Below are 12,549 nucleotides of genomic sequence, written 5' to 3' on the forward strand. Positions count from 1 at the left end.
TCGGCAATGGCCAGTTGTTTGGCGTGCCGGTGCCGATCCTGATCACGATCCTGTGCTTCCTGTTTTTCGGCTGGTTGCTCAACTACACCACCTACGGGCGCAACACCATGGCCATCGGCGGCAACCCGGAAGCGGCGTTGCTGGCGGGGGTGAACGTTGATCGCACCAAGATCCTGATCTTTGCCGTGCACGGTCTGATCGGCGCACTGGCCGGGGTGATCCTCGCGTCGCGCATGACCTCGGGCCAGCCGATGATTGGGCAGGGTTTCGAGCTGACGGTGATTTCGGCGTGCGTGCTGGGCGGGGTGTCGCTGAGCGGCGGTATCGGCATGATCCGGCATGTGATTGCCGGGGTGCTGATCCTGGCGATCATCGAAAACGCGATGAACCTGAAGAACATCGACACGTTTTATCAGTACGTGATCCGTGGTTCGATCCTGTTGCTGGCGGTGATTATCGACCGCATGAAACAACGCTGAAACCCGGTCTGTAGAACACAGTGGATCTCCTCTGTTCAGAAGGGCAGCATTTGCCATAATGGCGCCGTTTTCGTACTTCCCAATAGGCCCGATATGCAGGAAACCCCCCACACCCCCGTCAAAGACGCCGCTCCCACCGGCACCCAGACCTTGCTGCGTGGCCTGGGCGTGGTGCAAGCGGTGGCGGCCGGTGCGCGGGATCTGAAAGAGATCGCCAAGCGCATCGGCACCACCCGCAGCACCACCCACCGCCTGGCCAGTTGCCTGGTGGAAGAGCGTTACCTGCGCGTGGTGCCGCAGGTCGGTTATCTGCTGGGGCCGAAGTTAATCGAGTTGGGGTTCCAGGCCCGGGAAGAATTGCCCTTGGTGACGCTGGCGGTGCCGTACCTGGATGAATTGTCGGCGCTGACCGGCGATACCATCCACCTGGCCATTCGCGAATACGACGACGTGCTGTACCTGCACAAAAACCCTGGCCGCAACGGCCCGGAAATGCGTTCACGGGTCGGCCATCGCATGCCGTTGGCGCGCACAGGCGTGGGCAAGGCGATGCTACTGGATGACTCGGTCCAGGAGTGGCAACGCCTGTACGAAACCAGCTTGCCGGCGGGTGGGAAAAACCTGCAATGGCCGCAGCACCCGGAACAGTCCTGGGCGCAGTTCGAGCAGCGCATGCACGAGTATGTGCTGGGCGGTTATGCGTTCGATCTGGAAGACAACGAACCGTCGATCCGTTGCGTCGCCGCACCGGTGCGCGATGCCAGCCGGCGAATCGTCGCCGGTATCAGCATCGCCAGTACCGTGCCCTACATGCCGCTGGAGAAAATGGCCGAGCTGATCCCTGTGATCAAGCAGGTCGCAGCGCGGCTGTCGGCGGAGTTGGGCGCGAAGGCCTGATCAGGCCTTCAAGGTCGCCATGTCGATGACAAAACGGTACTTTACATCACCGGCGATCATGCGCGCATAGGCCTCGTTGATCTGGCGAATGTCGAGCATCTCGATGTCGCAGGTGATGCCATGCTCGGCGCAGAAGTCCAGGACTTCCTGGGTTTCGGCAATGCCGCCGATCAGCGAGCCGGCCAGCACTTTACGGCCCAATACCAGTTTGGCGGCGTTGACCGGCGGGTCCACCGGCTCGATCAAACCGACCAAAATATGCACGCCATCAAAGCGCAGCACGTCGAGGTAGGGGTTCAGGTCGTGCTGCACCGGGATGGTGTCCAAGAGGAAGTCGAAGTGCCCGGCGGCGGCTTTCATCTGCTCGGCGTCGGTGGACACGATCACATGGTCGGCGCCCTGGCGGCGGCCTTCTTCAGCCTTGCTCGCGGAGCGGGTGAACAAGGTGACTTCGGCGCCCATGGCCTTGGCGAACTTGATGCCCATGTGGCCCAGGCCACCCATGCCGAGAATCCCCACCTTGTCGCCGGCCTTCACACCGTAGTGCTTGAGCGGCGAATAGGTGGTGATGCCGGCGCACAGGATCGGCGCGGCGCTGGCCAGGTCAAGCTTGGCCGGGATCTTCACCACGAAGTGTTCGCTGACCACGATGCTGTCGGAGTAGCCGCCCATGGTGTTGCTGCCATCCACGCGGTCCGGGGTGGCGTAGGTCATGGTCGGGCCTTCGAGGCAATATTGCTCAAGGTCCGCTTTGCAGGCGTCGCAGTGGCGGCATGAATCGACCATGCAGCCGACGCCCACAAGGTCGCCGACTTTATGGGCGGTGACGCTGGCGCCGACGGCGGTTACTTTGCCGACGATCTCGTGGCCCGGCATCAGCGGGTACACGGCGATGCCCCACTCGTTGCGTGCCTGGTGAATGTCGGAGTGGCAGACGCCGCAGTAGAGAATCTCGATGGCCACATCATCGGCGCGTGGGCTGCGGCGTGCAAAGGACATCGGGGCGAGGGGAGTGGTGGCCGACTGGGCGGCGTAACCGATGGCGGTGTACATGGGAAAACCTCGCAAAAGCAGTGAAAAGTGAGGCGGGCCATTCTCCCCGCCGAGCCTGCGGGCGGCCATGGCGATTGCTCCGAGTCTCATGCCTAAAGCTCCGGGGGAGCAGTTGAAAGCGGCAAGCGGCAAGCGACACGCGATAAACTGCGAACTGTCTTGCAGCTTGTGGCTGAACGCTTGCCGCCCTGCACCGAGTCGTGAATTTTCCGAGAACTGCTTTTATGCTGCTGACCCGCCATCTCGACGCCAACGCCACGCTGGTTTCCTTGATCGAGGGGCTTACGTCCCGCGACGGTTTTTCCCCCACCCACCTGCCCGGCGTCAAGGTATTGCGCGCCAGTTGCGATGTGGCGCGCGGGCCGCAGATCTATGAGCCGAGCCTGATGTTCGTGGCCCAGGGCAGCAAAGTCGCGTACCTGGGCCGCGCACGCTAGAGTACGGCGCCGGGCATTACCTGATCCAGGCCATGCCGGTGCCGTTCGAATGCGAGACCTTCGCCATGGCCCCCGGTGCGCCGTTGTTGGGGGTGACGGTGGGTATCGACCGGGTGGTGCTGGGTGAGTTGGTGATGGCCATGGGCATGCAGGCCGGGCCGCCTCCGACGGCGCAGACCCTGGCGTCGATGAGCTCGGTGGTGCTCGATGATGCGATGCGCGGTTGCGTCGAGCGGCTGTTGCAGTGCCTGCACGATCCGCTGGAAAGCCGGATCATCGGGCCGGCGCGGGTGCGCGAATTATTGTTCACCGCGTTGCGCGGACCCCAGGCCGATGTATTACGCGCGCTGGTGGAGCAACAGGGGCAATTTTCACGCATCGCCACTTCATTGAACCACCTGCATGCGCATTTCGCCGAGCCGCTGAATATCGAGACATTGGCCGGGTATGCGCACATGAGCGCGTCGACTTTTCACGAGCACTTCAAGCGCTGCACCTTGTTGTCGCCGGTGCAGTATTTGAAGCGCCTGCGCTTGCTCAAAGCCCAGCAGTTGCTGCTGGTGGAGGGAGTGAGTGTGGCGCAGGCGGCGCACAGCGTGGGGTATCAGAGCACGTCGCAATTCAGCCGCGAATACAAGCGCTACTTCGAGCGTAACCCGGGCGAGGAACGTGCGGCCTAGTAGTAACGACGGGGGTCGAATTCAATCAGGCTGGCCAGTTTGGTCAGGGCGAAGCGCAGTTCGTCCTGGCTGGTGGGCGACATCAGCACCAGTCGCACACTGCGTGTCGTCCCGGAGCGTTCGGCCTGGAACTGCGTGCCACTGAGTACCAGCACGCCATTGGCCCGCGCCAGCAGGGTGAACTCGTCGCTGGTCCATGGCTCGGGCAAGGTCAGCCAGGCATGGTAGGAATAGGGCTGGGCCTTGAGTTCGAATCTGGCGAAAATCTCGCGGGCAATCGCTTGCCGCGCGGCCGCTTCGTTGCGGTGGATGCGGATCAGTTTTCTGTCCATGCCTTCGCTGATCACATTGCTGGCCAGTTGCGCGGTCAGCGGTGATGGCATCCAGACGCTGCTGCGCACCATCGAGCTGAGGCGCGACAGCCATTTTGGCGGGCTATGCAGATAGCCGATGCGTAGCGCGGGCATCACCGATTTCGACAGGCTGGTGAGGTACACCGAACGGTCCGGCGCAAACGCCGAAAGGGGTTTGATGGACGGGTCGGTGGCAAGAAAACCGTAGATGTCATCATCGAGGATGATGAAGTCGAACTCTTCAGCCAGTGCTGCGATCTGCGCCCTGCGTTTTTGCGACATGATCGCCGCCGTCGGGTTCTGGCAGGTCGCCACGCACACCAGCATCGCCGGTTTTTCCCGCAGGCACAGTTCGCGCAGCGCCTCGGGAATGATGCCTTCGTCATCCATCGGTACGCCACGCAGGCGACGTTCAAGGCCGTGAGCCAGGGAAATGATGCCGGGATAGCACAGCGCTTCGCAGAGCACCAGGTCGCCGGCGTTGGTCAGGGCGCTCATCGCCACCATCAAGCCATGCTGGGCGCCGGCGGTGATGATCACTTGCTGCCATTGTGCATCGGGCAATGCATGCCGCAGCCACTGTGCCCCCGCCTCGCGATGCGCCGGGTGACCGCCATCCGGGGCGTAATCCAGGGCGCCGGCGAAATCGGTGCTCCTGGCCAGGTTCATCAGCGCGTCGCGCAGCCAGTGCTCCAGGGTTTCGCTGCCGGGCTTGATGATCGACAGGTCGAGCAGTTCCGGCTGCCCCAGGTTCAGCGACGCCGGGCTGTTGCTTGTCGCCGGTTCCGGTTGTTTCTGACTGAGCACATACGTACCGCGGCCCACTTCCCCCTGCACCAGGCGACGGCGCTGCGCTTCGCTGTACGCGCGGCTGATGGTGCCCGGCGTCACATCCAGGGCCGTGGCCAGCTCCCGCAGGGTCGGCAGGCGCTCGCCTTTGTTCAACACGCCATTGCTGATGTCGCGCGCCAAGGCGTCGGCAATCGCCAAATACATCGGCTGGTTGAACTCGCTTAGCTGGGGAACCCACATGAATGATCACTGCCCATCGTAGAAATGATGAAGGGGGCGAGCATATCACAGGAGGTTTTCTGCCAATGACGCGACTTAATCGATTTATTGAGTCGCTTGAGGCGAATCTTTGCCGTGGGACGATTTTTTAAGTAAATATTTTTTATGAGATTATTTATATAAGAATCAAATAGTTATCTATAAGTCGACGAAAGCCTTCATCTGTAATCATAAAGAAAGATGAGGCAATGGTTGGGTTATGTATTGAATCAATTCAATTCGATCAAATACACTCGCATTGAATCGAGTCAATCGACTCAATCATCCCCTGGCCACTGCGCGACGCTATCGCGCCAAGTCGAGACATCATGGACACACTCAGAAAGGATCTATCCCTGTCAGCTGTGATTGCCGGTTTTATCGCCGTGATCATCTCGTATGCCGGTCCCTTGATCATCGTGTTTCAGGCGGCCAAGGAAGCGCACCTGCCCAATGACGAGGTGTCGTCGTGGATCTGGGCGATTTCCATCGGCAGCGGCATTACCGGCCTGTTCCTGAGCTGGCGCCTGCGGGTGCCGGTGATCACCGCGTGGTCAACGCCGGGGGCGGCGTTGCTGGTCTCGATGCTGCCCACGGTGACCCTGGCGCAGGCCATCGGCGCGTACGTGGTTGCGTCAGTGATTATTGCGGTGGTGGGCTTGTCCGGCGCATTCGACAAACTGATGAGTCGCCTGCCCAAGGCCATTGCCGCCGCCATGCTCGCCGGCATCCTGTTCCGCTTCGGCGCCGAGCTGTTCACCTCGATCAAGCTGCAACCGGTGCTGGTGCTGGCGATGCTCGCGACTTACCTGGTGTTCAAGCGCTTTTCGCCGCGTTACGCGATTCTCTCGGTGCTGATCATCGGCTGCGCGGTCGCTGTCTCGTTTGGTGAATTGAACAGCGGTGCAATCACCATCGCCGTGGCCCAGCCGGTGTTTATCGCGCCGCAGTGGAGCTGGCACGCCATTATCAATATCGGCCTGCCGCTGGCGTTGGTGACCCTGACCGGTCAGTACGTGCCGGGCATGGCGGTGTTGCGCACCGCAGGCTATAACACGCCGGCGCGCTCGATCATTTCAGTGACGGCGATCGGCTCGATCCTGATGGCGCCGTTCGGCTCCCATGGTTTTAACCTGGCGGCGATTACCGCTGCCATCTGCACTGGCCGCGAAGCCCATGAAGACCGCGACAAGCGTTACATCGCCGGGATCGCCTGTGGGGTGTTCTACATTCTGATGGGCATCTTTGGCGCGACCCTGGCTTCGGTGTTCTCTGCCTTGCCCAAGGAACTGATTGCTTCCTTGGCGGGCCTGGCGCTGTTCGGTGCAATCAGCGCCGGGCTGACGGGCGCCATGGCCGACGAAAAACAACGCGAAGCGGCACTGATTACCTTCCTGGTCACCGCTTCGGGCATGAGCTTCCTGGGGCTGGCCGCTGCGTTCTGGGGCCTGATCTTTGGCCTCGTCGCGTACTTCGTGCTGAGCTACACCCGGCAACGTAAAGCCACCGCCGTTGCCGAGGTCAGCCGGTCATGATCGCGTCGGTTTAGCCGCCGTGCGGATACAAAAAAGCCAACGCATGAAGCGTTGGCTTTGGTGTGTGGCGAAGGGCTTTGTGAGGAGCCGTCTTACATATTCGGGTAAGTCGGCCCACCTGCGCCTTCCGGCGTGACCCAGGTGATGTTCTGCGAAGGGTCCTTGATGTCACAGGTCTTGCAGTGCACGCAGTTCTGGGCGTTGATCTGGAAGCGCTTCTCGCCGTCTTCTTTTGTGATCACCTCATACACGCCGGCCGGGCAGTAGCGCTGTGCCGGTTCATCGTAGAGCGGCAGGTTGGTGCCGATCGGGATGCTCGGGTCTTTCAACTTCAAGTGGCACGGCTGTTCTTCTTCATGGTTGGTACCGGAGATGAACACCGAACTCAGCTTGTCGAAGCTCAGCTTGCCGTCAGGTTTGGGGTAGTCGATCTTCGTGCTGTCCTTGGCCAGCTTCAGGCAGGCATAGTCCGGCTTGGTGTCGTGCAAGGTAAACGGCATTTTGCCGCCGAGGATGTTCTGGTCGAACCAGTTGAAGCCGGCACCGATGATCGGGCCGAACTTGTGCATCGCCGGGCCGAAGTTGCGGGTGGCGAACAGTTCTTCGTAGAGCCAGCTGGCTTTGAAGCTGTCGACGTAATTGGTCAGTTCATCACCGCCTTCGGATTCGGCGAACAGACGCTCGGCCACGGCGTCGGCGGCGAGCATGCCGGACTTCATCGCGGTGTGGCTGCCTTTGATCTTGGCCACGTTCATGGTGCCCAGGTCGCAGCCGATCAGAGCGCCGCCCTTGAAGACCATCTTCGGCAACGAGTTGATGCCGCCCTTGGCCAGGGCGCGGGCGCCGTAGCTGATGCGCTTGCCGCCTTCGAGGTATTGGGCCAGCACCGGGTGATGCTTGAGGCGCTGGAACTCGTCGAATGGCGACAGGAAGGCGTTGCTGTAGGACAGGTCGACGATCAGGCCGACCACCACCTGGTTGTTTTCCAGGTGATAGAGGAACGAGCCACCGGTGTTCTCGTTGCTCATGATGTCCAGCGGCCAACCGGCGGTGTGCACCACCAGGCCAGGTTGGTGCTTGGCGGGGTCGATTTCCCAGATTTCCTTGAGGCCGATGCCGTAGTGCTGGGCGTCGGCGTCGCTGTCCAGGTTGAAGCGCTTGATCAGTTGCTTGCCGATGTGGCCACGGCAACCTTCGGCGAACAGCGTGTATTTGCCGCGCAGCTCCATGCCGGGGGTGTAGACGCCTTCTTTGGGGTGGCCTTCGCGGTCGACACCAAGGTCGCCGGTGATGATCCCGCGGACCACGCCGTTTTCGTCGAACAACGCTTCCTGGGCGGCGAAGCCTGGGTAGACTTCCACGCCCAGGTTCTCGGCCTGCTGGGCCAGCCAGCGGCACAGGTTGCCCAGGGAGATGATGTAGTTGCCTTCGTTGTGCATGGTCTTGGGCACAAAGAAGTCGGGTACCTTGGTGGAGGCATCGCTGCTGCGCAGTACATAGATGTCATCGCGCACCACAGGGGTGTTGAGCGGGGCGCCGAGGGCTTTCCAGTCCGGGAACAATTCGTTCAGGGCGCGTGGTTCAAACACGGCGCCGGAGAGGATGTGCGCACCGACTTCGGAGCCTTTCTCGACCACGCAGACGCTGATTTCCTTACCGGCTTCGGCGGCCTTCTGCTTCAGTCGGCAGGCGGCGGACAGGCCCGCCGGGCCAGCGCCGACGATGACCACGTCGAATTCCATGTATTCGCGTTCCACAGGCTATCTCCTACTCAAGGCTCAACAGGCTTTTTTTCTAATGGGTGGAGGTTCGGTGTCGTCCTGCGGCAACGGCAAGACCCACCTTTCTCTCTAGGTGGCGCATTATATATAGACCACTGTCAGCGTCCAATACAAACGTTTGTTTGAATTGCCCGCAGGCTAGGTAAATCAAAGCAACGCGGCTTATGACTGGCCATTTTGCCGTATTGACCAGAATAGGCGTTCCGGTCAATATACGGTCGGTTTTGCGCTTACCGTAGGCAGACAGCAGGTTTCAAGAGCACGTCCAAAAGCGAGACAGGTGACGCACGCTGAAACGATGGCGCGCAGTTTACACGCCGCGATAAAGAATGACCTCTCAGTCACCACTGACGAACGGTCATCATTTCCCGTGAGCAAGGTCACTTGCCCAGGTTTTTGGAGGTGCCCTTGTGTGCCGATGAGCATCAACCGCCAGGTTCGCCTAGGCGACTTTCTTTTCACCGGAGAGTAACGAGGAATCCATGAAGGTTCTTGTAGCTGTCAAACGCGTTGTCGATTACAACGTGAAAGTTCGCGTCAAGGCGGACAATTCCGGCGTCGACCTTGCTAACGTCAAGATGTCGATGAACCCATTCTGTGAAATCGCCGTGGAAGAAGCCGTACGCCTGAAAGAAAAAGGCGTCGCGACTGAAATCGTGGTGGTGTCCATCGGCCCGACCACTGCTCAAGAGCAGCTGCGTACAGCCCTGGCGCTGGGTGCCGACCGTGCCATCCTCGTCGAATCCGCTGAAGAACTGACCTCCCTGGCGGTTGCCAAGCTGCTCAAGGCGGTTGTCGACAAGGAACAGCCTTCGCTGGTGATCCTCGGCAAACAAGCCATCGACAGCGACAACAACCAGACCGGCCAGATGCTGGCTGCGCTGACCGGTTACGGCCAGGGCACCTTCGCGTCCAAAGTCGAAGTGAGCGGCGACAGCGTTGCCGTGACCCGCGAAATCGACGGCGGCGCACAGACGGTTTCGCTGAAACTGCCGGCCATCGTCACCACTGACCTGCGTTTGAACGAGCCGCGCTATGCGTCGCTGCCAAACATCATGAAAGCCAAGAAGAAGCCTCTTGAAGTGCTGACTCCGGACGCTTTGGGCGTTTCCACCGCCTCCACCAACAAGACTGTCAAAGTCGAAGCGCCGGCTGCACGCAGCGCGGGCATCAAGGTCAAGTCGGTGGCTGAACTGGTCGAGAAACTGAAAAACGAAGCGAAGGTAATCTAACCATGACTATCTTGGTAATCGCCGAACACGACAACAAAGTGCTGGCCCCGGCCACGCTGAACACTGTTGCTGCCGCCGCTAAAATCGGTGGCGACATTCACGTGCTGGTCGCCGGCCAGGGCGCTGGCGCCGTGGCTGAGGCCGCCGCGAAAATCGCGGGCGTGAGCAAAGTGCTCAACGCTGACAACGCCGCCTACGCGCATCAGTTGCCGGAAAACGTTGCGCCGCTGGTGGCAGAGCTGGGCAAGGGCTACAGCCACATCCTGGCTGCCGCCACCTCCAACGGCAAAAACATCCTGCCGCGCGTTGCCGCGCAGCTGGACGTTGACCAGATCTCCGAGATCATCTCGGTTGAAAGCGCCGACACCTTCACGCGCCCGATCTACGCCGGTAACGCCATTGCCACCGTGCAATCGAGCGCTGCGATCAAGGTCATCACCGTGCGCGCCACCGGTTTCGACCCGGTTGCCGCCGAAGGTGGTTCGGCTGCCGTTGAAGCGGTTGCTGCTGCCCACGACGCCGGTACTTCGAGCTTCGTTGGCGAAGAGCTGGCCAAGTCGGATCGTCCTGAGCTGACCGCTGCCAAGATCGTCGTTTCCGGCGGCCGTGGCATGCAGAACGGTGACAACTTCAAACACCTGTACGCCCTGGCCGACAAGCTGGGCGCGGCCGTCGGCGCTTCCCGCGCGGCTGTCGACGCAGGCTTCGTGCCCAACGACATGCAGGTCGGCCAGACCGGCAAGATCGTCGCGCCACAGCTGTACATCGCGGTCGGTATCTCCGGCGCGATCCAGCACCTGGCCGGTATGAAAGACTCCAAAGTGATCGTTGCGATCAACAAGGACGAAGAAGCGCCGATCTTCCAGGTAGCCGATTACGGCCTGGTGGCGGACTTGTTCGAAGCCATACCGGAGCTTTCGAAGCTGGTCTAATCCAGCCGCTTCACTTATAAAGAGCCCGGTCTTGTGACCGGGTTTTTTTTATCCGGCCTTTTGTGAATATCGGAGAAAACCGCCATGGAAATGCGCCCCTGGGTCGTCTTGCTGGGCCTTTCGCTGCTGCCAAGCCTGGCGTTGGCCGCCGGCAAATGTGAGCGCCTGGTGATCACCGGCAGCCCGGACGCACCGCCCTTGCTCTGGCGTGACCCCCAGGACCCCACTCACCTGATCGGTGCCACTGCCGATGTGTTGCAGCAGGTAGCGAAAGACCTGGGTGTGAAAATTGACCTGCTCTACGGTGGCAAGCGTTCCATGGCCCTGGACGAAGTACGCAGTGGGCGCATGGACATTTTTGCCGATGCACCGCTCAATCACGCCGAGCTGGACAACTTCGACTACATCCACCCGGCACTGGTGCAGAGCGACTATCTGGTGTGGACGCGCAAGGATTCGGCGCTGGCCTATGCCACGGCGACCGATCTGCACGGTTTCAAGGGTGCGGTATCGGAACGGGCCCGTTTGAGCCGTGAATTCGACACCCTCGCCGAGCAGCACCTCACCCTGCAACGGTTCCCGACCTTGACCCCGGCATTTCAGAAATTGCTGTTGGGCGAGGTGGATTACGTGCTCGCCGGGCGCTATTCCGGCATGGCCATGGCCCAGACGTTGGGCATGAACAATGACCTGATCGCTCGCGATACGCCTGTCGATCAGCCCGGCCTGTACCTGGCGATTTCCCACAACTCGGCCTGCAATGATCCGTGGTTGCGCGGACAGCTCACCAAAAAGATGACAGAATTGCCAGGGTCTGGTGTGACGGAAGCCGCGCTGCAGCGCAATCTGGAGCGTTGGAAAGCACAATTGCAACAACCCGTCGGCACCCCAACACAGTAGGGATTTTCAGTGACTCTTCGACCTTTTTTCGCGGCCCTCGCCGTTGTTGCCCTGGCGGGATGTGCAGCCGATCCTGCGCCGAATGAACAGATTCGCCTCACCCGGCAGGCCTTGGAACAAGCCAATGCGGTTGGCGCCAGCGCCGATGAATCACCCGAATTGAAACTGGCCGAAGACAAATTCGCCCAGGCCAAGGCCGACATGGCCGACCAATCCTATAAGGACGCGCGCATGCAGGCCGAACAGGCCGAGCTGGACGCACGCCTCGCAGAAGCGCAGGTACTGACCCGCAAAAGCCAGGAACAACTCAACGTGCTCAATACCCGCATTACGCGCCTGCGCAAGCAATTGCAGTTGGGAGAAGCCCAATGAGCCCGATGATGCGTGGTGTGAGCTGTGCCGTGCTGCTGGGCAGTGCGGTGTTGGGTGGTTGCGCGAGCCACCCCAATGGCGAGCAGGCGTTGCAACAGGCCGGCAGTGATTTCCAGAAGGTCAAGGAAGACGCGAATGTGCTGCGCATCGCGCCCAAGGACGTGATTCGCGCCGGTGAATCGCTGGCACGCGCCGATCGCTTGTCCAGCTACTGGGGCAGCGGCGCGGACGTGGTGCACTACGCCTACTTGAGCCAACGCTATAGCGCCATCGCCCGCGAACACACCGAGCAGGCGCTTAACGAAGAGCGCGCCGCCAAGCTCGAACTGGAACGCCAGCGCCTGCAGTTGGCCTTGCGTGAAAGCAAGCTGATCAGCGTGCAGCAACAGGGCAAATGGCTTGAAGAGCAGATCGCCAGCCTGACCACCACCCAGACCGACCGTGGCCTGGTGATGACCCTGGGCGATGTGCTGTTCGACACGGGCGAAGCGGAGCTGAAAAACTCGGCCAACCGCACCGTGTTGAAGATCGTGCAGTTCCTGCAACTGAACCCCAAGCGCGTGGTGCGCATTGAGGGTTACGCCGACAATACCGGCGGCCAGCAGGAAAACCTCAAACTGTCCCGTGACCGCGCACAATCGGTGGCTGATGTGCTGGTGGATTTGGGGATCGACGAAAAACGCATCCAGGTCGAAGGCTATGGCGACCAGTACCCGGTGGAGGCCAACGCGTCCGAACGGGGCAGGGCGCAGAATCGTCGCGTGGAAATAGTGTTCTCCGACGAAAAAGGCCAGTTGGGCGCCGCCCGCTGAAGCCTTGTGTGGATCAATGTGGGAGAGGCGGTGCGA

The 12,549-nt window shown here is 60.8% G+C and carries 11 protein-coding genes and 1 pseudogene; 9 read left to right on the forward strand and 3 right to left on the reverse strand.

What is annotated here, in order from left to right:
* On the forward strand, positions 1-479 hold a 479-nt coding region (locus JWR98_RS26020), incomplete at its 5' end, for an ABC transporter permease subunit (protein ID WP_425273222.1).
* A 93-nt stretch (positions 480-572) separates the two neighbouring features.
* Positions 573-1,376 (forward strand): IclR family transcriptional regulator, encoded by an 804-nt coding sequence (locus JWR98_RS26025; protein ID WP_042945151.1) that lies wholly within the window; start codon positions 573-575, stop codon positions 1,374-1,376.
* On the opposite strand, the gene JWR98_RS26030 is transcribed toward JWR98_RS26025, so the two are convergent.
* Positions 1,377-2,429 carry an NAD(P)-dependent alcohol dehydrogenase gene (locus JWR98_RS26030; protein WP_205491597.1) on the reverse strand — a complete coding sequence of 351 codons (1,053 nt, stop codon included), beginning with the start codon at positions 2,427-2,429 and terminating at the stop codon, positions 1,377-1,379.
* Positions 2,430-2,653: 224 nt separating this feature from the next.
* On the opposite strand from JWR98_RS26030, the pseudogene JWR98_RS26035 reads away from it, so the two are divergent.
* A pseudogene (locus JWR98_RS26035) lies at positions 2,654-3,546 on the forward strand (AraC family transcriptional regulator).
* On the opposite strand, the gene JWR98_RS26040 reads toward JWR98_RS26035, so the two are convergent.
* The gene (locus tag JWR98_RS26040; RefSeq protein ID WP_205491598.1) at positions 3,543-4,931 is read right to left on the reverse strand and encodes an aminotransferase-like domain-containing protein; all 1,389 of its coding nucleotides are present in this window, start codon (positions 4,929-4,931) and stop codon (positions 3,543-3,545) included. The pseudogene JWR98_RS26035 and the gene JWR98_RS26040 sit on opposite strands and share 4 nt — an antisense overlap.
* Positions 4,932-5,278: 347 nt before the next feature.
* On the opposite strand from JWR98_RS26040, the gene JWR98_RS26045 reads away from it, so the two are divergent.
* Positions 5,279-6,484: a benzoate/H(+) symporter BenE family transporter gene (locus tag JWR98_RS26045; protein WP_205491600.1), complete on the forward strand. Its 1,206-nt coding sequence runs from the start codon at positions 5,279-5,281 to the stop codon at positions 6,482-6,484.
* 92 nt (positions 6,485-6,576) lie between these two features.
* Here JWR98_RS26045 and JWR98_RS26050 read toward each other — a convergent pair whose 3' ends face one another.
* Entirely contained in the window at positions 6,577-8,241 is a 1,665-nt protein-coding gene (locus JWR98_RS26050; RefSeq protein ID WP_003175578.1) for an electron transfer flavoprotein-ubiquinone oxidoreductase, read from the reverse strand.
* 506 nt (positions 8,242-8,747) lie between these two features.
* Here JWR98_RS26050 and JWR98_RS26055 point away from each other — a divergent pair.
* The 5 genes from JWR98_RS26055 to JWR98_RS26075 all read left to right on the forward strand — a co-directional run bounded on the left by JWR98_RS26055 (position 8,748) and on the right by JWR98_RS26075 (position 12,513).
* Positions 8,748-9,497 (forward strand): electron transfer flavoprotein subunit beta/FixA family protein, encoded by a 750-nt coding sequence (locus tag JWR98_RS26055; protein WP_078825741.1) that lies wholly within the window; start codon positions 8,748-8,750, stop codon positions 9,495-9,497.
* Between the two features lie 2 nt (positions 9,498-9,499).
* The gene (locus JWR98_RS26060) at positions 9,500-10,429 is read left to right on the forward strand and encodes an electron transfer flavoprotein subunit alpha/FixB family protein (RefSeq protein WP_205491602.1); all 930 of its coding nucleotides are present in this window, start codon (positions 9,500-9,502) and stop codon (positions 10,427-10,429) included.
* An 84-nt stretch (positions 10,430-10,513) separates the two neighbouring features.
* Positions 10,514-11,329 (forward strand): substrate-binding periplasmic protein, encoded by an 816-nt coding sequence (locus tag JWR98_RS26065; protein ID WP_078734311.1) that lies wholly within the window; start codon positions 10,514-10,516, stop codon positions 11,327-11,329.
* 9 nt (positions 11,330-11,338) lie between these two features.
* Positions 11,339-11,701: a DUF4398 domain-containing protein gene (locus JWR98_RS26070; RefSeq protein ID WP_078734310.1), complete on the forward strand. Its 363-nt coding sequence runs from the start codon at positions 11,339-11,341 to the stop codon at positions 11,699-11,701.
* On the forward strand, positions 11,698-12,513 hold the full coding sequence (locus JWR98_RS26075) for an OmpA family protein (RefSeq protein ID WP_003175573.1): 816 nt from the start codon (positions 11,698-11,700) through the stop codon (positions 12,511-12,513). Before JWR98_RS26070 ends, JWR98_RS26075 begins: the two co-directional genes overlap by 4 nt.
* Positions 12,514-12,549 lie beyond the last annotated feature (36 nt).

This window comes from Pseudomonas lactucae (genome assembly GCF_016937615.1).
GTDB classification, from domain to species: domain Bacteria; phylum Pseudomonadota; class Gammaproteobacteria; order Pseudomonadales; family Pseudomonadaceae; genus Aquipseudomonas; species Aquipseudomonas lactucae.

Excerpts from the sequence above, each read along its gene's own strand:
- JWR98_RS26025 (WP_042945151.1), top strand. The coding sequence starts at position 573 with ATGCAGGAAACCCCCCACACCCCCGTCAAAGACGCCGCTCCCACCGGC.
- JWR98_RS26030 (WP_205491597.1), bottom strand. The coding sequence starts at position 2,429 with ATGTACACCGCCATCGGTTACGCCGCCCAGTCGGCCACCACTCCCCTC.
- JWR98_RS26040 (WP_205491598.1), bottom strand. The coding sequence starts at position 4,931 with ATGTGGGTTCCCCAGCTAAGCGAGTTCAACCAGCCGATGTATTTGGCG.
- JWR98_RS26045 (WP_205491600.1), top strand. The coding sequence starts at position 5,279 with ATGGACACACTCAGAAAGGATCTATCCCTGTCAGCTGTGATTGCCGGT.
- JWR98_RS26055 (WP_078825741.1), top strand. The coding sequence starts at position 8,748 with ATGAAGGTTCTTGTAGCTGTCAAACGCGTTGTCGATTACAACGTGAAA.
- JWR98_RS26060 (WP_205491602.1), top strand. The coding sequence starts at position 9,500 with ATGACTATCTTGGTAATCGCCGAACACGACAACAAAGTGCTGGCCCCG.
- JWR98_RS26065 (WP_078734311.1), top strand. The coding sequence starts at position 10,514 with ATGGAAATGCGCCCCTGGGTCGTCTTGCTGGGCCTTTCGCTGCTGCCA.
- JWR98_RS26075 (WP_003175573.1), top strand. The coding sequence starts at position 11,698 with ATGAGCCCGATGATGCGTGGTGTGAGCTGTGCCGTGCTGCTGGGCAGT.